The 18,320-nt window shown below is 74.3% G+C and carries 16 protein-coding genes; 9 read left to right on the top strand and 7 right to left on the bottom strand.

The annotated features are described in order from the left end of the window. Window positions 1-55 precede the first annotated feature (55 nt). The gene (locus tag Psi01_RS20435) at window positions 56-1,321 is read left to right on the top strand and encodes a sensor histidine kinase (protein WP_204065658.1); all 1,266 of its coding nucleotides are present in this window, start codon (window positions 56-58) and stop codon (window positions 1,319-1,321) included. After that, complete coding sequence (locus Psi01_RS20430; protein WP_204065657.1) at window positions 1,318-1,971, top strand: response regulator; 654 nt, start codon at window positions 1,318-1,320, stop codon at window positions 1,969-1,971. The genes Psi01_RS20435 and Psi01_RS20430 overlap by 4 nt, the downstream gene beginning before the upstream one ends. Before the next feature lie 34 nt (window positions 1,972-2,005). Here the strand turns inward: Psi01_RS20430 and Psi01_RS20425 are convergent, their stop codons facing one another. Together Psi01_RS20425 and Psi01_RS20420 are read right to left on the bottom strand one after the other, a co-directional pair. Beyond that, window positions 2,006-4,132: an alpha/beta fold hydrolase gene (locus tag Psi01_RS20425; RefSeq protein ID WP_204065656.1), complete on the bottom strand. Its 2,127-nt coding sequence runs from the start codon at window positions 4,130-4,132 to the stop codon at window positions 2,006-2,008. 11 nt (window positions 4,133-4,143) lie between these two features. Then, entirely contained in the window at window positions 4,144-5,199 is a 1,056-nt protein-coding gene (locus Psi01_RS20420; protein ID WP_204065655.1) for a class I SAM-dependent methyltransferase, read from the bottom strand. Between the two features lie 136 nt (window positions 5,200-5,335). Here Psi01_RS20420 and Psi01_RS20415 point away from each other — a divergent pair, with 136 nt between their 5' ends. From Psi01_RS20415 to Psi01_RS20395, 5 genes are all read left to right on the top strand, one after another. After that, complete coding sequence (locus Psi01_RS20415) at window positions 5,336-8,479, top strand: ATP-binding protein (protein ID WP_204065654.1); 3,144 nt, start codon at window positions 5,336-5,338, stop codon at window positions 8,477-8,479. Between the two features lie 132 nt (window positions 8,480-8,611). Beyond that, window positions 8,612-10,792 carry a WD40 repeat domain-containing protein gene (locus Psi01_RS20410; RefSeq protein ID WP_204065653.1) on the top strand — a complete coding sequence of 727 codons (2,181 nt, stop codon included), beginning with the start codon at window positions 8,612-8,614 and terminating at the stop codon, window positions 10,790-10,792. A 138-nt stretch (window positions 10,793-10,930) separates the two neighbouring features. Continuing rightward, window positions 10,931-11,410, top strand: coding sequence for an SRPBCC family protein (locus Psi01_RS20405; RefSeq protein ID WP_204065652.1), 480 nt, complete (start codon window positions 10,931-10,933; stop codon window positions 11,408-11,410). Then, window positions 11,407-12,783 carry an MFS transporter gene (locus tag Psi01_RS20400; protein WP_204065651.1) on the top strand — a complete coding sequence of 459 codons (1,377 nt, stop codon included), beginning with the start codon at window positions 11,407-11,409 and terminating at the stop codon, window positions 12,781-12,783. Before Psi01_RS20405 ends, Psi01_RS20400 begins: the two co-directional genes overlap by 4 nt. Before the next feature lie 13 nt (window positions 12,784-12,796). After that, window positions 12,797-13,303, top strand: coding sequence for a universal stress protein (locus tag Psi01_RS20395; RefSeq protein WP_204065650.1), 507 nt, complete (start codon window positions 12,797-12,799; stop codon window positions 13,301-13,303). A gap of 52 nt (window positions 13,304-13,355) precedes the next feature. On the opposite strand, the gene Psi01_RS20390 is transcribed toward Psi01_RS20395, so the two are convergent. Next, window positions 13,356-14,252: an NAD(P)H-binding protein gene (locus Psi01_RS20390; protein ID WP_275424580.1), complete on the bottom strand. Its 897-nt coding sequence runs from the start codon at window positions 14,250-14,252 to the stop codon at window positions 13,356-13,358. Window positions 14,253-14,318: 66 nt separating this feature from the next. Between Psi01_RS20390 and Psi01_RS20385 the strand changes: the two genes are divergently transcribed. After that, window positions 14,319-14,738, top strand: a complete 420-nt coding sequence (locus Psi01_RS20385; protein ID WP_204065649.1) for a winged helix-turn-helix transcriptional regulator — start codon at window positions 14,319-14,321, stop codon at window positions 14,736-14,738. A 111-nt stretch (window positions 14,739-14,849) separates the two neighbouring features. Here the strand turns inward: Psi01_RS20385 and Psi01_RS20380 are convergent, their stop codons facing one another. Further along, window positions 14,850-15,230 (bottom strand): VOC family protein, encoded by a 381-nt coding sequence (locus Psi01_RS20380; protein WP_204065648.1) that lies wholly within the window; start codon window positions 15,228-15,230, stop codon window positions 14,850-14,852. 317 nt (window positions 15,231-15,547) lie between these two features. On the opposite strand from Psi01_RS20380, the gene Psi01_RS20375 reads away from it, so the two are divergent. Beyond that, window positions 15,548-16,615, top strand: coding sequence for a hypothetical protein (locus tag Psi01_RS20375; protein WP_204065647.1), 1,068 nt, complete (start codon window positions 15,548-15,550; stop codon window positions 16,613-16,615). Between the two features lie 26 nt (window positions 16,616-16,641). On the opposite strand, the gene Psi01_RS20370 is transcribed toward Psi01_RS20375, so the two are convergent. The 3 genes from Psi01_RS20370 to Psi01_RS20360 form a co-directional block, all read right to left on the bottom strand. Continuing rightward, entirely contained in the window at window positions 16,642-16,944 is a 303-nt protein-coding gene (locus tag Psi01_RS20370) for a hypothetical protein (RefSeq protein ID WP_204065646.1), read from the bottom strand. Between the two features lie 95 nt (window positions 16,945-17,039). Beyond that, complete coding sequence (locus Psi01_RS44720) at window positions 17,040-17,411, bottom strand: ClpX C4-type zinc finger protein (RefSeq protein WP_204065645.1); 372 nt, start codon at window positions 17,409-17,411, stop codon at window positions 17,040-17,042. Between the two features lie 62 nt (window positions 17,412-17,473). Further along, on the bottom strand, window positions 17,474-18,079 hold the full coding sequence (locus Psi01_RS20360; protein WP_204065644.1) for a TetR/AcrR family transcriptional regulator: 606 nt from the start codon (window positions 18,077-18,079) through the stop codon (window positions 17,474-17,476). Window positions 18,080-18,320 lie beyond the last annotated feature (241 nt).

Below are 18,320 nucleotides of genomic sequence, written 5' to 3'. Positions count from 1 at the left end.
TCCGGGCGGCCGCGGCGGGCGAGGAGATCCATGGGGCACGCTTTAGGCTGCGGGCATGGAAGTGAGGAGTCGCCCGCGTGCCCGGCCCGCCGTGGAGGTGACGGGCCGCCCGTGGGCCCGGCTCGCCGGTCCGCGGGCCGTGGACGCGGCCGCGGTGCTGGGGTGCCTCGTCCTCACCGGCTTCGCGGCGAAGGCGCACTGGTCGCCGGTGCCGGTGGCGGTGATCGTGGCGGCGGGTACGGCGGGCGGCCTGGCGCAGTGGTGGCGCAGGCGGTGGCCGTGGGCGGCGGCCGTGGCGGGCGCGGCGGCGTACCCGCTGTCGGGCAACCCCGGTCCCCTGCTCGTCGGCCTGTACTCCGGCGCCTCCTACGCCCCGCGCCGGCAGGTGTGGGCGCTCGCGGTCGCCGGGTGGGCGGGCCAGACCGGGCTGTCGTGGATCGAGGCGGGCCGTCTGACGGCGGACGACGCGATCTGGGCGGCCGCCGGATCGTTGCTGGTGACGGCCCTGGGCCGGTACGCCGCCACCCGGCGCGAGCTGACCGCATCCCTGCTCGCCAGGGCCGAGAGCGCCGAGGCCGAGCGGCGGCTGCGCGACGAGCAGGCCCGTTCCGCCGAGCGCGCCCGGATCGCCCGGGAGATGCACGACGTGCTGGCCCACAAGGTCTCGCTCATCGCCCTGCACGCCGGTGCGCTGGAGCTCACCGCGGGCGGGAGCTCCCCCCGGGTCGAACAGGGCGCGGCGCTCATCCGCGTCACCGCCCGCGAGGCGCTGCGGGAGCTGCGCTACGTGCTCGGCGTGCTCCGCGAGGAGCCGGGCTCCCCGGACGGGGGCGGGCCGTTCGGCGACCTGGCCTCGCTGGTGCGGGCCTCGGAGCAGGCCGGGCAGCGGGTCGTCCTGCACGACCGCGCCGGTCCGCTGCCGCCTGCCATGACCCGGGTCGTCCACCGCGTGGTCCAGGAGGGGCTGACCAACGCCCACCGGCACGCGCCGGACGCGCCGGCCACCGTCACGGTGGAACGGGGCGCCGACGGCGCCGTGACCGTCACCGTGGACAACGGGCCGGCCGGCGGCGCTCCGGCGGACCTGCCCGGGACCGGTTCCGGGCTGGTCGGGCTGGCCGAACGGGTCCGGCTGGTGGGCGGCACCCTGGACAGCGGCCCGCTCGGCCATGGGGAGGGCGGCGGCTGGCGGCTGCGCGCCGTACTGCCCTGGCTCGACCACGGCGCCGGCGAGGGCCCGGACCACGAGGACACCGCCCGCGAGAACGCCGCCCACGAGGCGGCCCCGGGCGACGGGACGACGGCGGAGTACGCGTCGTGATCTCCGTTCTGCTCGTGGACGACGAGGCCCTCGTACGCGTCGGCCTGCGCATGATCCTGGAGACGGCCGGCGACATGGCCGTGGTCGGCGACGCCGCCGACGGGCGGGCCGCGCTGGAGGCGGTGGACCGCGACCGGCCGGACGTGGTCCTCATGGACGTGCGCATGCCCGGTCTCGACGGGCTGGCCGCCACCGCGGCGATCCGCGCCCGGCCGCGCCCGCCCGAGGTGATCGTCCTGACCACCTTCGACGCCGACGACACCGTCTTCCGGGCCCTGGAGGCGGGGGCGACGGGGTTCCTGCTCAAGGACACCCCTCCGCACGACCTGCTGCGGGCCGTACGGCTCGCCGCGGCGGGCGACTCGATGCTCTCCCCCGGGGTCACCCGCCGGCTCATCGACCGCCTCACCGCCGAGGACCGCACGCGCCGCCGCCGCGAGGCCCTCGACCGGCTCCGGGATCTGACCGAGCGGGAACGGGAGGTGCTGACCGAGGTCGGCCTCGGTCACACCAACGCCGACATCGCCGCCCGTCTGCACATGAGCGAGGCGACGGTGAAGAGCCACATCACTCGCCTGTTCGACAAGCTCTCCGTCACCAACCGCGTGCAGCTGGCCATCGCCGCCTTCCGCGCCGGCATCGTCGAATGACCGGGCGTCGAGCAGCCGGTCGCCGGGCAGCCGGTCACAGCAGCGGGGCCAGGAGCGCGGCGGCGCGCGCGGCCCCGTCGCCCGCGACGGGCCGGTAGTCGACCGGCCGGCCGATCTCGGTGGCGACGGTCTCGGCGATGAGCCCGGGGTCGAGGCCGGCGTAGTCCAGCCGGAGCCCGGCGCCGTGGCGGCGCAGCCGGTGGGCGACGTGGAACTGCTGCTCGAAGTGGCCGCGGAGCGGGACGTAGACGAACGGCCGCCCGGCCGCGGTCAGCTCCATGCAGGTCGTCAGCCCTCCCTGGACCACGGCCAGGTCGCAGGCGGCCAGGTGGCGGTGCAGGTCGGGGACCCACGAGCGCACCTCCAGGCCGGGGTGCGACGGCAGCCGGGACGGGTCGGTCCGCGGCCCGGCGACCACGATCATGCGCAGGCCGGGCACCCGCCGGGCGGCCTCGGGGAACGCGGCCGCGACCCGCCCCAGGAGGTCGCCGCCGACGCCGGAGCCCCCGGCGCTCACCAGGCACACGGGTTCACCCGGCCGGTAGCCGAGCTCGGCGCGCAGCGCCTCCCGGTCGGTGTGCGCGGCCGGGTCGAAGCCGGTGACGTACCCGGCGAAGTCGTAGTGGGCCTCGGTCCACTCGCGGATCGACGGCAGTCCCGGGCCGAAGCCGCCCCCGACCACGTCCTCGGGGTCGCCGACGAACACGGCGCGGTCGCGCAGGCGGGGGAAGCGCTCGACCCGCCTGATCATCTCGGCGTTGTAGTCCGCGGCGACCAGTTCCTCCCGCTCGCCGCCGGACGGCATGGGCAGGATGCCCACGAAGTCGGTGAGCCAGGCGTAGGCGAACCGCTTCAGCTCGGGGTTCTCGTACAGGAAGTGGTCGACCTCCCAGGCCTCGTCCCCGATCACCAGGTCGTACGGCTCGTCCCGCACGACGTCGTGGAAGACCATGAAGTTGGCCAGCAGGATCTCGTCCATCCGCCGCAGCGCCTGGAAGCAGTGCAGGTCGTGCTCGCCCGCCTCGTTCTCGATGTGCGCGGACTCGCAGGCCAGCAGGCGGCTCGCGGGGTGCACCCGCTCCCCCGCCGCCTCCAGCGCCCGGGTGACCGGGTCCTGCGCGAGCCAGTCGATCCGCACGTCCGGATGGAGGGCGCGCAGCTCACGGGCTATCGCCACGTCCCGCCGGGCGTGCCCGAGCCCGATCGGGGAGCACAGGTACAGCACCCGGCGCGGCCTGCGGTTCCACCGGCTCCAGGTCCGCCGCGGCCGCGGCGGGGCGAACCGCGCGGCGAAGTCGCGGATGAGCAGGTTCACCCGGACCGGATCGCGGGCCTGGGGCACGTGGCCGCCGCCGTCGAGGATCTCCAGCCGTCCGCCGGCCAGTTCCGCGAGCGCCTCGCCGCACTGCAGCGGGACGACCCGGTCGCGGTCGCCGTGGATCACCAGCAGGGGGCCGGTGAGGCGGGCGCACCAGTCCAGGACCGTGTCCCGGTCCGGGCGCTCCGCCAGGCTCTCGGCGACCAGCACCTCGCCGGTGGTCTCCAGGCCCCACGCCACGCCGTCCTCGATCGCCTTGGTGGAGTGGGGCTCGGGGAAGCACTGGCCGAAGAAGAACCAGAGGAAGTCCTCGTGGTTGTCCATCCAGTAGCGCCGGTTGTACTTGCCCCAGTGCGTCACCGGATCGCGGCGGCCCTGCCGTACCCCCGAGGGCTCCAGCTCGGGCGGCGGCCCGTCCAGATTCGGCGGGCCGTACGGCACGAGCGGCACGGCGGGGCCGATCGCGATGATCCCGAGCACCCGCCCGGGATGCTCGGCCGCCAGTTCGAGCGCCCAGTTCGCGGCCCTGGACAGCCCCGCGACCACCGCCCGATCGGTGCCCGTGGCGTCCAGGACCGCCAGCGCGTAGCCGGCCTGCGCCCGGTGCCCGTAGGCCTCGGGCGCGAGCGGCCGGTCCGAGCGTCCGTTGCCCGGACCGTCGTAGAGCACCACCCGGTGATGCCGGGCCAGGAAGGCGATCTGCATCTTCCATATCTGCTTGTGCACGATCGTCCAGGTCGGCAGGAGCAGGATCGTGGGCCCGCCGGCGCCGTGCACCTCGTAATGGATCTTCACTCCGCCGTGCTCGACGAAGCCTTCGGAGTCCGCCTGTCTCGCCTTCATGGCCGGGCCTTTCAGGGACGCGCCTCGTACACCATGTTGAACGGATTCTCCGCCACCTTCCGGAAACGGGTGAATCCCGCGTCGGAGGCGAGTCTGCGGATCGGGGCCTCGCCCGCCTGCGCGCCCAGGGCGTACCCGCCGGTCTGCGACATCGCGTTGGGCACGCACAGGAAGGTCGAGAAGGAGTAGTAGACCCGCCCGACCGGGTTGAGGTTGGCGGCGACGCTGTCGCCCGCCGCGGGCTCGACCACCATCCAGGTGCCGTCGGGGGCCAGCGACTCCCGGATGTGCCGGGCCGCGCCGAGCGGGTCGCCCATGTCGTGCAGGCAGTCGAAGGAGGTGACCAGGTCGTACGGCCCGCCGCCGAACGTCTGCGCGGAGGCGGTCTCGAAGCTGACCCGGCCGTTCAGTCCCGCGTCGGCCGCCCGGATCTCGGCCTGCTTGACCGAGCCGGCGTGGTAGTCGGAGCCGACGAAGACGGAGGCGGGGTAGGCCTGCGCCATCAGCACCGTGGACGCGCCGTGCCCGCAGCCGACGTCGGCCACCCGGGCCCCGGCGCGGAGCCTGTCCTCCACGCCGTCCAGGGCGGGGATCCAGGTCGTGGTCAGATTGGCGGCGTACCCCGGGCGGAAGAACCGCTCGCAGCCGGTGAACACGTCGGGGTCGTGCTCGTGCCAGCCGACGCCGCCACCGGTGCGGAACGCCTCGATGATCTGCTCCTGGGCCCGCAGCGCGCCGGCGGCGAGCTGGAAGGCCCCGGGGGCGAACACCGCGCCGTCCGGGTCGGTCAGCGCGAACGCCTGCTCCTCGGTGAGCCCGTAGGTCCCGCTCTCGACGTCGTACTCCACGTAGCCGCCGGCGGCCTGGCCGCGCAGCCACTCCTCCACGTACCGGGGGTGGGTGCCAGTCCGCTCGGCGAGCGCCTCCGGCCGGAGCGGCCCGCCCGTCAGGGCGCGGTACAGACCCAGCCGATCGCCGACGAGCACGTTGCCCGCGGCCATCGTGGCGCCCACGTCGCCGACGAACTTGAGCAGGAACTCCATGAGCTTGTCCTGATCGACCGCCATGATCGATCTCCTCTCTGTCCGGTTTCACCGCGGATCGCCGTGAATCACAGCGGATCGCCGCGGGTCGCTGTGGATCACCCCAGATTCCTCGGAACCGTTGCAGGAACGTTGCAGAGCCAAGGCAAAACTTGTGGGCGTGGACGACGAGATCGAACTGCGGCTGGTGGGGACCCTGGCCGTCAGCCGCGCCGGCGCGGTCCTGCCGTCCGCCGCGGTGGGCAGCCGCCAGGCGCGCACGCTGCTGGCCCTGCTCGCGGTACGGCGCGGCCGGCTGGTCCCCGCCGACGGCATCGCCGAGGTGCTGTGGGACGGCGCCCCGCCCTCGCGGCCGGCGCAGAACCTGGCCACGTTGGTCAGCCGGTTGCGCATGACGTTCGGCCCCGATGTGATCGTCGGGGGGCGCGGCGGTTACCGGCTCGGCCCCCGCGTCGCCGTCGACCTGGACCGGGCGGCGGCCCTGGCCGGCGAGGCCGAGACGCGGCTCACCGGCGGGGAGCCCGCGCTCGCGCTGGCCGCCGCGCGTGGCGCGGCGGACATGCTGGCGGCGGCGGGGGTGCTGGCGGACCAGCCCGACGCGCTGTGGGCCGAGCCCGCCCGCACCTCCCAGGCGGAGCTGCTGCGCCGGGCCAGGCACGCGGCGGCCGAGGCCGCGCTGCAGACCAGGAACCCGGCCGAGGCCGTCGCGGCGGCCGAGGCCGCGATCCGCGCCGATCCGCTCGACGAGGCCGCCCACCGGCTGCTGATGCGCGCGCACGAGGCCGCCGGGGAGGCGGGCCGGGCGCTGGCGGCGTACGAGAGACTGCGGAGCACGCTCGCCGAGGAGCTCGGCGCCGATCCCGCCCGCGCCACGCGCGACCTGCACGAGGCCATCCTGCGGGAACGACCGGCTCCTGGGCCGGTCTACGGCGAGGCCGCTCCCGCCGGCCCCGAAGCCGGGTTCACCGGCCGCGAGGCCGAGCTGGCGCGGTTGGCCGCCGCCTGGGAGGAGGCGGTGCGCGGCCGTCCGCGGCTGGTGCTGCTCACCGGCGAGGCGGGCATCGGCAAGACGAGCCTGGCCGGGCAGGCGACCAGGATCGCACTCGCCGCCGGCGGCCGGGTGGTCTCGACGCGCTGTTTCGAGGTGGAACGCTCCCTGTTCCTCCAGCCGTTCACCGAGTTGCTGACGCAGCTCGCCGGTGGGCTGTCGGCCGCCGAGCTGCGGGAGGCGGCGGGCGACCGGGCCGCCGCGCTGGCCCGGCTGGTGCCCGACGTCGCCGCCGCGCTCCCCGGCGCGGCGGCCGAGCACGCCAGCCCGGAGACGGAGCGCCGCCGGACCTACGAGGCGATCGCCCTGTTCCTGCGGCGCATGTGCGCCCGCCAGCCGGTGCTGCTGGTCCTGGACGACCTGCACCACGCCAGCATGGCCACGGTCGAGCTGCTGCACTATCTGGCGGCCCGCTCGGGGCCCGGCCGGCTGCTCGCGCTGGCGACCGTACGGGCCGAGGAGGGCCGGACCGTCCTGGACCTGCTGGGAGAGGTCGCCGAGCAGGTCGAGATCGGGCCGCTGGACCCGGCCGCCGTCGCCCGGCTGGCCGCCGCGGCGGGACACGCGGAGCTGGCCGGTCAGATCGGGGAGCGCACCCGGGGCCACCCGTTGTTCGTGGCCGAGACGTTGCGGGCGCTGGCGACGGGCGAGCCGGGCATCCCCGCGTCGCTGCGGACCAGCGTGCTGGCCCGGGTACGGCGCGCGGGCGGACCGGCCGAGGAGCTGCTGCGCGCCGCGGCGGTCCTCGGGCCGTCGTTCTCCCCGGAGACGGTGGCGGGCCTGCTCGGCATCGGGGTCCGGGAGGCGGCCCGCCGCTGCGAGCGGCTCCTCGCCGCCCGGCTGAGCGTCGTCACCGGCCGGGTCTACGAGTTCGCCAACGACCTGGTCCAGGAGATCCTGTACGACGACGTCCCCGCACCGACCCGGACCGCCTACCACCGTGCCGCGGCCGATCTGCTGGCCGGCAACCCGGAGGCCGTCGCCCGGCACAGCGCCGCCGCGGAGGACTGGCCGAGGGCCGCCCGCGGCTGGCTCACCGCGGGGCAGCGCGCCATGGCCGGGTACGCGGTCGACGACGCCAAGGACCTGCTGGACCTCGCGCTCGACGCGGCGACCCGGGCGGCCGACCCCGAGCTGCGGGGCCAGGCGCACCTGCACCGGGGCCGGGTCAACGAGATGGCCTTCCGGTACGAGGAGGCGCTCGTCGACCACGAGGCCGCGGTGGAACTGGCCCGGGTCACCGGTGACCGCCGGCTGGAGATGAACGCGCTGCGCCAGCTCGGCGGCGCGGCCTGGGCCGGGGTCGGGCGGTCCGTCGACGAGGGGGCCGCGCACCTGCTGGCCGCGCTCCGGCACGCGACGCTGCTGGGCGACCACGGCGCCGAGGCCCACCTGCTCGGCTGGCTGGCCGTGGTCAGCAGCAACCGGCTGCTGCTCGCCGACGCGCTCGCCTACGGCGAACGGGCGCTGCTCACGGCGCGGCAGTCCGGCGACGACCACGCCCGCGCCGCCGCCCTGGACGGGCTGAAGACGGCCCACGCCCACCTGGGCGAGATGCCCGCGCTCGGCCGCCTGATCGGCGAGCTGGAGCCGTTGCTGCGGCGGCTCGGCGACCTGTGGCTGCTGCAGTGGTGCGTCTTCGAGTCCGCGCTGCCCGCGGCCGCGACCGGAGCGTGGGACGAGGCGACGGCCCGGATATCGGAGGCGCTGGCCGTCAACCGGCGCAGCGGCTACACCGGTTACGAGAAGTGGTACGTCGCCCACCTGGGCTGGGTCGCCCGGCTGCGGGGCCGTCACGACGACGCGGTCCGTTACGGCCGTCAGTCGCTCGACCTGGACTCGCACGCCTGGTGGAGCGCCGCGGCCCTGGGCATGCACGCGACCACCCTGATCGAGATCGGTGAGACCCGCGAGGCCGCCGCGATCCTGGAGCGCGGCCTGGAGGACTGCGCGCCGCCCGACACGCAGGCGTACCGGTTGCGCTGCCTGGCGCCGATGGCGGAGGCGACCGGCTCCCGCGCGCTTCTGGAGGAGGCCCACGCGATGCTCCGCGCGATCCAGGCGCCGCCCGGCGCGGCCTGGCTGCAGGGCACGGACGCCTACGTGTCCGTGGCGCGGGCCTGGCTCGCCCGCGGTGCGCCGCGCGAGGCGCTGCGCGTGCTGGATCCCGTGCTCGCCGCCGCGCCCGCGGCCGGATGGCTGGCCCCGACCGCCACGGCCAGGGACCTGGCCGCCCGCTGCCAGGCGGCGCTCTGAACAGCGGCCCGGCGCTCTGGACGGCTGCGCGGCGCTCTGGACGGCTGCGCGGCCTTGGAAGCCGATCCTCGGGGGTACGGCTACCCTTCCGGCATGCCAGAAATAGCGGGGGAACGGCTCGAAAACCCAGACATGTCATCACCTGATCTGGCGTTCGTGGTGTCCGCGGACCCGGACCGGGTGCTGGCGGCGCTGGAGGCGGCGCCGGGGCCACGGGCGCGGCTCGTCGCCGCGGTGTACCGGGCCTCGGCCGGGACGCACCGTGACATGGACCCGGCCCGGCGGCGGCAGGTGCTGGCCGTCGACGCCGCCCGGTTCGGGGACCGGGAGCTGGCCGCCGGGTTCGCGGCCGTGGACCTGCCCGGCAGCCCCGCCCCCGGATGGACGGTCGCCTGGGCGAGCGGTTCGCTGCTCGACCACCGGCTCCTGCGCGTGCTGACCGGCCACGACGGCCCGGTCCGCACGGTCGCCGCCGGGACCGTGGACGGGCGGCCCGTCGCGGTCACCGGCGGCTCCGACAAGACGGTGCGGATCTGGGACCTGGAGACGGGTCTCCAGCTGGGTGAACCGCTGTACGGCCGGACCGATCCGATATCGTCCGTGACCTCCGAGGCGGTGACGATCTCCACCGCGACCGTGAACGGGCGGCCCGTCGCGGTCACCGGAGGCGACGACGGGCGCCTCTCGCTGGTGGACCTGACCTCGGGCGAGGACTTCCGCAAGCCGCTGTCGGCGCACAGGGACGGGGTCTCCGCGGTGGCCACGGCCGTGCTCGCCGATCGCCCGATCGCCGTGACCGCCGGGCGCGACGACATCGTGCGCGTGTGGGACCTGCGCACCCACCGCAAGGTGGGAGAGGTCGGTACGGCCCACCCCGTGCAGACCGGTTCCGTGGGGGCGGTGACCGCGGCGGTGGTGGGCGGCGAGCCGGTCGCCCTCACCGCGGGCACCGACGGGACTGTCGGCGTCTGGCTGCTGGAGCCCGGCGGTTCGTTCGCCCGGGGCCCGGCCCGGAACCCGGACGCGCGTGCCGCGCTGTGGCTGCGGCACCGGCTGTCCGGTCACGAAGGACCGGTCCTGGCGGTGGCCTCCGTCGTCGTGGACGGGCGGCCCCTCGCCGTCACCGCGGGCGCGGATCGCACGGTGCGCATCTGGGACCTGGAGACGGGCTCCCAACTCGGCGAACCGCTGACCGGCCACACCGATCACGTGTGGTCGGTGGCCGCCGCGGTCGTGGACGGGCGGCCCCTCGCCCTCACCGCCGGCGCGGATCGCACGGTGCGCATCTGGGACCTGTCCGAGGCCCACCACGCCGGGCCCGGCCGTACCGGACCTGAGCCCGCCGGACAGGGCATCGCCGAGCCCGGCCGTACCCGATCCGGGCACGCCGGAGCGCGCTCCACCGGCTCAGGACGCGCCGGGCACACCGGCCCGGTCCTGGCGGCCGCCACCGCGGTGCTGGACGGGCGGCCGGTCGCCGTCACCGCGGGCGCCGACCACACCGTGCGCACCTGGGACCTCGGCACCGGCCGGGAGGCCGGCCCGCCGCTGGGCGGCTTCGGGGAGGAGACAGCGGTGCTGGCCACGGCCGTGCTGGGCGGGCGGTCCGTCGTCGTCACCGTCGACGCGGACTCCGCCGTGAACGTGTGGGACCTCCTCGACGGCCGCCGGGCGGGCGATCCGCTGACCGGGCACACCGGCCGGGTGCTGGCGATCGCCACCGCGGTTGTGAACGGACGTCCCGTCGTCGTGACCGCGGGCGCCGACCGCACGGTGCGGGTGTGGGACCTGGAGGCGGGCCGTCAGGCGGGTGACCCGCTGACCGGTCACACCGGCCGGGTGACGGCGGTCGCCGCCGCGATCGTGGACGGGCGCCCGGTGGCCGTCACCGGAGGCTGGGACAAGACGGTGCGGATCTGGGACCTGGAGGCGGGCCGCCAGACGGGTGACCCGCTGACCGGTCACGGCGACTGGGTGACCGCGATCGCCACCGCGGTCGTGGACGGGCGCCCGGTGGCCGTCACCGGGAGCCGCGACGCCGTACTCCGCCTGTGGGACCTCGCGGACGCGCGGCCGCTGGGCGAGCCTCTGACCGGCGTCCCGGCGCGAACCCTGGCCACCGCGGTGGTGGACGGGCGGCCCGTCGCCGTCACCGGCCAGGGGGAGACCGTGCGGATCCTGGAGCTGCCGGACGGCCGCCCGGCCGGGGCCGAGCTGACGTTCCCCCTGCCGGTGGGTCCGCTCGTCCCGGCCCCGGACGGCGGGCTGCTCGCCGGTTTCGGCCGCGAGGTCGCGCTGTTCCTCCCCCGCTGACGCTGCTCGCCGATAACCAGCAGTGGATATGTCCGCAAAATTGCGTGCTAGACAGATTTAGCAAGCGGGTGGATCGTGTGGGGAGGGCAGCGGGGCCAGACAGGACGCGCGGCCGGCCGTTGCCGGGCTGGAGGACCCATGACCGCCAACGTGATGGTTGTGGTCGAGCGGCAGTACGACTATCCCCGGCCGGAGGTGTTCCGGGCCTGGACGGTCCCGGAGGAGCTGGCCCAGTGGCGTGGCAGCCCCGGCTGGCACGTGGAGACCGAGACCGTCACCTCCGAGCTGAAGCTCGGGGGACGCCACCACCACGTCAAGGTCCGCGACAACGACCCCACCACCCGGGTGACGACCGACGCGGTCTTCACCGAGTACTTCGAGCCCGACGTCTTCGTCGCGCGGCAGCGCATCACCGGCGACCCGGGCATCGACCCCGACGCCCCGCTGGAGCTGCGGGTCGAGTTCACCAAGATGGGACGTGACGGCACTCTGGTGCGCATCGTCCAGGGTCCCTACGATCCGACCGTCGCCGGTTACCACAGCAAGGGCTGGGAGCTCGAACTCGACCGCCTGGAGACCTATCTGGCCAGGCGCCGGGTACGGGAGGTGCCCCGGTGACGACGACGCAGCCCGCCACCGCGCACATCACCATCGTGCGGCAGAAGCCGCTGATGACCATGCGGCAGATCCTGCTGATGAACTTCGGGTTCTTCGGCATCCAGTACAGCTTCGGCATGCAGCAGACCGCGGTGAACCCCATCTACAGCTTCCTCGGGGCCTCCCCCGAGGACCTGCCGCTGCTGAACCTGGCCGGTCCCGTCACAGGACTGCTCATCCAGCCGATCATCGGCGCGCTGTCGGACCGGACCTGGAGCCCGCGCTGGGGCCGTCGCAAGCCGTACTTCCTCATCGGCGCGATCGGCTGCAGCATCTGCCTGTTCCTGTTCCCGTTCGTGGCCGCCATCTGGACGGCCGTGCTGCTGCTGTGGATCCTCGACGCCAGCAACAACACGGCCATGGAGCCCTACCGCGCCTTCATCGCCGACAAGCTGCCCCCGTCGCAGCTGGCCAAGGGCTTCCTGGCGCAGAGCTTCTTCACCGGGTTCGGCATCACCCTCGCCAACATCTCGCTGTTCGTCTTCCAGAACCTCATCACCGGGGCGACCTCGGCCGGCATCCCCTACTGGGTCGTCGGCTCCTTCATGCTGGGCGCCGTGTGCTCCATCGGCACCGTCCTGGTGTCGATCCTCACCACTCCGGAGATCCCCCCGAGCGAGGAGGAACTGGCGGCTCTGCGGGCCAGGAAGGGCGGTTTCATCGCCGCGCTGCGGGAGATCTGGGACGCGATCGCCGAGATGCCCGGGGAACTGCGCAAGCTCGCGCTGGTGTACCTCTTCCAGTGGTACGCGATGGTCTGCTACTGGCAGTACGTCTCGCTCTCCATCGCCGAGTCCGTCTACGGCGTGGGCCCCGACGACCCCCGGTACGCCGACGCCGTCTCCTGGACCGGGCTCGTCAACGGCTGGTACAACATCGTCACCTTCTGCGTCGCCTTCCCGCTGGTGGCCCTGGCCCGCAGGCGCGGGGCCAAGTGGGTGCACATCTTCTGCCTGCTGTGCGCCGCGGTCGGGCTGGTGGTCTTCGCCAACCTGACCAACCAGTACCTGCTCTTCATCCCGATCATCGGCCTCGGCATCGCCTGGGCCTCGATCATGGGCGTGCCGTACATCATGGCCGTGCGGATGATCCCGTCCACGCGCTACGGCGTGTACATGGGGATCATCAACATGATGATCGTCATTCCGATGCTCATCCAGACGCTGACCTTCGGCTGGATCTACGAGAACGTCCTCGGCGCCGACCCGACCAACGCGATCATGTTCGCCGGGATCCTGCTCGCCGTGGCCGCCCTCACCATGACATGGATCAAGGAGCCGCCCATCGTCCGCGACGTCGACGACGTCATGCAGATGCCCGCGGGCGCGCACTGAGGGAGGTGGACCGATGGGCAAGGCACCCGACTACCGCACGATCGTCGTGGGCACCGACGGCTCTCCGCTGGCCGCCCCGACCGTCACCCGGGCCGCGTGGCTGGCCGCCCGGGCCGACGCCGACCTGGTCATCGTCTGCGCCTACGCCGAGCTCTCCCGCCGGCAGGAGGCGCGCAACGTCGCCACCCTGGGCGACTCGCGCGTCGGCCGGGTCCCGGGGCGCGACACCGCCAGCGCGGCCGTCGCCTCGGCCGTGGCCCTGGCCCGGGAACAGGGCGCGACCATCGCGGCGGCGCTGATGGCCGACGGCGATCCGGCGAGCACGCTGCTGTCCACCGTCAGGGACAGGGCCGCCGACCTCCTCGTCGTCGGGGCGTTGCGCGACCCCGGCATCGCCGACCGGCTGCTGGGCACCGTCGCCGCCGAGGTGGTGCGCCGGGCGGACTGCGAGGTGCTGATCGTGCGCCTCCCGCACGGGGCGCCGGGGCACCACGCGCCGCGGGAGACTCCTCCGGCCTGAACCGGGGATGGGTCAGGCCGGAGAGTCTCCTGCGGCCTGAGCCGGGGATGGGTCAGGCCGGGGAGCCGGCCTGAACCGTCTCGGCGATGACCTCCAGGGCGGAGCGCGGGGCCCGGCCGAGGAGGGTGCGCAGGTCACCGCCGGTCCGCCCGAGGAATCCGCCCGCGATGGCGGAGTACGTGCTCACCAGCATCGGGACCTGGAAGGGAGCCAGGCCCAGGGCGGTGAAGGCCTCGCGGGTCCGGGCCAGGGTGCCGGGCCCGTAGGAGACGGCGGCCCCGGTGATCCGGGAGTACAGCACCGCGAGGTCCGCCCCGCCGACGGCCTCCTCACCGACCAGCTCGTAGGTCCGGCCCTCGTGCGCCGCGGCGTCGGCGACCACTCGCGCGGCGGCCTCGGCGAGGTCCCTCCTGGCGACCGCGGCCAGCCGCCCCTGTCCCAGGGGCGCGGTGATCCGGCCGTCCTCGACGGGGGTCAGCGTGGCGAGCAGTTCGGCGTAGAGGCCGTTGCGCAGGATCGTCCAGCGCGCCGTACCGGACCGGAGCCTGCGTTCGGTCCAGCGGTGGGCCGGCGCGTAGGTCAGGTGGTCGCCGTCGGCGCTGAGGCTCGTGTAGACGATGTGCCCCACCCCGGCCTTCTCCGCCGCGTCGATCGCGGCGCCGTGCCGGGCGATGACCTCGTCGTCCTCGCCGTATCCCGCCGAGATGAGCAGGAGCCTGTCCACCCCCGCGAAGGCGTCCGCCAGCGAGGCCGGATCGTCGAAGTCGACGCGGCGCACCGGCACCCCCGCCGGGACGCTCTCCGGGTTCCTGGTCCCGGCGACGACGAGCCGGTCACCCGGCGCCTCCGCGAGCCGGGCGGCCGGGCTCCCGGCCAGGTGGTCGATGACGAGCCGCCCCAGGGCGCCCGACGCGCCGGTGACGAGGATCATGAGGATTCCCCCGATCATGTGGTTCTCTCAGGTAACTGAGATCATCATCAAGAACCGGGACGGATCCCGTAAGGAGGCACTTCGATGTCGGTGGGGCACACGCAGGTAACCGCGTCCGCGGAACCGGTCGTCTCCTGCGGCGGTGAGCACGAGGACTGCGGCATCCGCGAGGTGCTGGACAGGATCGGGGACAAGTGGTCGGTCCTGGTGATCGTCGAGCTGGCCCAGGGAGTGCGCCGGTTCCGGCAGCTCCAGCGGTCGGTGCCCGGCATCTCCCAGCGCATGCTCACCCTGACCGTCCGCCGCCTGGAACGCGACGGCCTGGTGAACAGGACGGTGTACCCCACGGTTCCCCCGCAGGTGGAGTACGAGCTGACGCCCACCGGCCACAGCCTCACCCACCTGGTCAAGGCCCTGGCCGACTGGTCGGCCGCCCACCGCGAGGGCATCGCCGCCTCCCGGCGCGCGTGGGACGCCGCCCACCCGGACTCCGGCATCCGCTGAGTACGGCGCGCGCCCCGGGCCGAGGGCGGAGTCCGGGTGGGTGAGGCTCACGGCCAGCCCCTGTCCGGGCGGGTGAGGCTTACGGCCAGCCCCTGTCCGGGCGGGTGAGGCTTACGGCCAGACCCTGGCCTCGGCCGCGAAGAGCTCCGGATCGCTCTCCACGGGAAGGACGCAGACCAGATGCCCGCCGGGCACGCGCAGCACGTGGCATCCCAGCCACCGCGCTATCTGCTTGGCGCCGAGGGCGATCAGCCGCGCGGTCTCGGCCTCGACGTCGTCGGTCTCGATGTCGAGGTGGAACCGGGGCGCGTCGTCGACCGACTGGACGGCGGTGACGATTCCGGGCAGGGCCCCGTGCAGCGAGGTGAACTGCGGATGCGAGGAATCGGGCTCGGCGGGGACTCCGAGTGCGGCGGACCAGAAGGCCACCGCGTCGGCGGCGTCGGCTTCGGGGGTGTCGATCAGCAGGGCGTAAACGCGGCTTCGATGCATGCGCCGCTTCCTACCCGTCCGGCACAGGGCCACCGCCTCTGCCCGCCCGGCGAAACCCCGCCGCTCGCCCGCCCGGTGGGGGCCGCCGGAATCGACGGGTACGGCGGGCCGCCGGCTCAACTCGTGAGCGCGCTGACCCCGCTGAGCGCCATAGGCCGCCTTCCACCCTCCGGGGAAGATCCGCGGACCGGCGGTCGTGTATCTTCCAGGAGGTCCCGGATGGGATGCACCGGACTCTGTGGCGCCGCGCGCCCGATGGCACCGCTGCGGTACCGCGCGCCCGCTCTCCGGATCCCGGCGGACCGAGGGGTGAGGCGTTGAGCGGCACGGCCGGTCGGAAGGCCGCGCGCACGGGGCTCCGGAAGATCGCCGATCTCGGTCCCGGCGTCCGCGACGTGGTCTTCACCGACGACGGGCACCTCCTCGTCCTGGACGCCGAGGCGCGCCTGTGGCGGGCGGGGCTGACGAGCGGTTCCTCCGAGCCCTCCGGTGATTTCCCGGAGCCCTCCGGCGGTTTCCCGAAATCCCCGGGCGAGCCCTCCGGCCGGTTCTCGGAGCTTCCCGGCGGAGGCGACGCGATCGGCATCGCGGTACGGCGGGCGTTCCCGTGGGCCGGCCCCCACCTCGACGTCGTCCCCCGGCAGGTGTCATGGCACCGCGGTCCGGCGGCGACGGTGGTGCGGGCCGACTGCGGCGGCCACTGGTGCCTGGCCGGGCGGACGGGCGCCGGGTCCTGGCTGCCGCTGCTGACCGGCTCCGCGACCGTGTCCGATCCCGATCCCTCCTGGTCCCCGGACGGGACCCGGCTGGCGGTCGGCGTCGACGGCGTGCGCGTCGTGGACCTCCCCTGGACCGGGCGCCGGACGGGCCCGTGGGCGGACTATGAGGCCGAGGTCTGGGGGTGGACGCCGTCGGGGCGGCTTCTGCTGTATCACTTCGACGGCGACCGGTGGAGTCTCTCCGTCGTGTCCCCGGCACGGGGAACGCGTCCCCGGGCGCTCGGGGCACCGTACGCCGACTTCGAGGAATGGGGCTGGCCGGTCGGGCTCGCCGTGGCGGGCGGCGGCGGGACGTGCGTGGTCGCGTTCCGCCGGGCCCTCGTCCGGTACGCGCTTCCCTCGCTGGAGGTCGTCGGCGTCGTCCCCGCGGACGGCTTCGTGGGACAGCTGACGCCGAGCACCGGCCGCCGGCACGCGGCCACCGAGTCCGAGGACGGCGTGCAGGTGTGGGACCTCGCCACCGGCGTGCCGCTCACCGAACCTCTGACGGGCTTCCAGAGCGCGAGGCTGTCGCCCTCCGGACGCTTCCTCGCCTGCCGGGCCGTCGCACCGGCGGACCCGAGCTCCTCCGCCGAGCCCGGCTGGTCGATCTGGCGCCCGGGCTGACGGCGGGTCCTTCCGCGGGCGGATCGCTAAGCGGGCTCCCCGACCGGCCGCCCGCGCCCGAAGGCGCCCCATCGCGCGTGGAAGAGACCCATGAGGAGAACACCGAGTGCCCCGGCCACCAGCGCCCAGCCCGACGCGCGTTCGACGTGCGCCCACCGGACGCACAAGACGGTGAGCACCAGACCGGCCCATCCGGCGAGGAGGTTGACCACAGGAGAGTCACCGAAGACGGTGGGGTGCCTCTCCCTGGTGCTCCCCTTCACAAAGTGCGGGACGCTGTTCGCGCCGAGGAGCCCGGAGAGGAAGGCGAGGAGTGCGGTCTGACCCATGGCCCGAACCATAACCCGCCCGCGGAGCCCGCTCACGGATCTGCACAGTCCTCTGACGATCTCTCCCCGTTCCGGCCGGCGGTCCTGTCATCCCGTCACTCTTCGCCGGAGAACCTCTCCCAGGCCGACTGGCGCGCCATGCCCAGGGCGGCGCCGATCCTGGCCCAGGTGACCCCCCGGTCGCGCAGCCGGTCCACCCAGACCTGCAGGCTGGCGTCGACCTGCGCGCTCACGGCGGCCACGCGCGGCAGCAGGTCGAGGATCTGCTCGTCGGTCATGATGTCGGGCCAGGGGATCTCGGCCTCCTTCGGGGACTCGGCCTCCCCCTCGATGATGGTGTTGCACAACTGCACGCACTCGTTGCAGATGTAGACCCCGGGACCGGCGACCACCTTCTTCACCTCGGTCTTCGACTTCGCACAGAACGAGCAGCGGATCCGCTCATCGGCCAGCGACGGTGCGGGCATGCGATCCTCCCGAATCGGCGATTGTCAGGCTCATCCTGACGGAGTGATCGCACCGTAACCCGTCAGGCTTCACCTGACAACCCCTCGGGGAAGACGCAGGACAGGGCGCGGCGCAGGACGGCGGCGAAGGAGTCGGCGGTGCCGGGTTCGAGCCAGCGGCGTCCCGCCACGCGGACGGCGCCGGCGACCGCGGCGGCCGTGACGGCGGGGAACAGATCGCGCGCGGGGTCGGTGCCGGTGCGCGCCGCGATCGCCTCCGCGAGCGGACCCTCGGCCATGGTGAACGCCTTCAGCGCCTCACCCTCCAGCTCGGGCGTCGACATGATCATGCTCAGGCCGGCCCTGTCGGGTTCGGGGTCGGCGTAGAGCTCGATCATGGCCGCGATGACGGCCTGGCCGAGCGGCTCGCCGGCGGGCCTGGAGCGCAGCGCCCGGCCCGCACGCCTGGACTGGTCGGCCTGGAAGGCGCAGATCGCCTCCGCCCTGCTGGAGAAGTAGTTGTTGTAGGTGCGCGACGAGACCCCCGCGGCCTCGGCGATGTCGTTGACGCGCACCAGGGCCAGCCCGTGCGGGCCCCGCTCGATGGCCAGGCGCAACGCGGCGTGACCGATCGCCTCCCGGGTGGCCTGCCTGTTGCGCGATCGCAGATCCATAGCGTCCTCGTCCATGGGCCGACTCTACCGAATATTGCGAACCACGCACTATATGCGTGACACGCAAGTTATGGGTAGAGTGCGACGAGACGCCTGGCACTCACACCTGGAGAGTGCCAACCGTACGGCGTGCGCCGGGGCGGCGAGGTCCGCCGGCGACCCACCCGTCCGCCGGCGGGCCGTCCGTCGCGGGCGCCGCCCCGCAACGCCCATCACGAGCAGGAGCAGCAATGACACCGAAGATGATTGCGTTCGA

Source organism: Paraplanobispora siamensis (genome assembly GCF_016863175.1).
GTDB lineage: Bacteria > Actinomycetota > Actinomycetes > Streptosporangiales > Streptosporangiaceae > Planobispora > Planobispora siamensis.
This window is presented reverse-complemented; position numbering and strand designations above follow the sequence as displayed.

Bases quoted from the DNA above. Each gene is read 5' to 3' on its own strand.
- Psi01_RS20435 (WP_204065658.1), top strand. From the start codon at position 56: ATGGAAGTGAGGAGTCGCCCGCGTGCCCGGCCCGCCGTGGAGGTGACG.
- Psi01_RS20425 (WP_204065656.1), bottom strand. From the start codon at position 4,132: ATGAAGGCGAGACAGGCGGACTCCGAAGGCTTCGTCGAGCACGGCGGA.
- Psi01_RS20420 (WP_204065655.1), bottom strand. From the start codon at position 5,199: ATGGCGGTCGATCAGGACAAGCTCATGGAGTTCCTGCTCAAGTTCGTC.
- Psi01_RS20410 (WP_204065653.1), top strand. From the start codon at position 8,612: ATGTCATCACCTGATCTGGCGTTCGTGGTGTCCGCGGACCCGGACCGG.
- Psi01_RS20405 (WP_204065652.1), top strand. From the start codon at position 10,931: ATGACCGCCAACGTGATGGTTGTGGTCGAGCGGCAGTACGACTATCCC.
- Psi01_RS20395 (WP_204065650.1), top strand. From the start codon at position 12,797: ATGGGCAAGGCACCCGACTACCGCACGATCGTCGTGGGCACCGACGGC.
- Psi01_RS20390 (WP_275424580.1), bottom strand. From the start codon at position 14,252: ATGATCGGGGGAATCCTCATGATCCTCGTCACCGGCGCGTCGGGCGCC.
- Psi01_RS20385 (WP_204065649.1), top strand. From the start codon at position 14,319: ATGTCGGTGGGGCACACGCAGGTAACCGCGTCCGCGGAACCGGTCGTC.
- Psi01_RS20380 (WP_204065648.1), bottom strand. From the start codon at position 15,230: ATGCATCGAAGCCGCGTTTACGCCCTGCTGATCGACACCCCCGAAGCC.
- Psi01_RS20370 (WP_204065646.1), bottom strand. From the start codon at position 16,944: ATGGGTCAGACCGCACTCCTCGCCTTCCTCTCCGGGCTCCTCGGCGCG.
- Psi01_RS44720 (WP_204065645.1), bottom strand. From the start codon at position 17,411: ATGCCCGCACCGTCGCTGGCCGATGAGCGGATCCGCTGCTCGTTCTGT.
- Psi01_RS20360 (WP_204065644.1), bottom strand. From the start codon at position 18,079: ATGGACGAGGACGCTATGGATCTGCGATCGCGCAACAGGCAGGCCACC.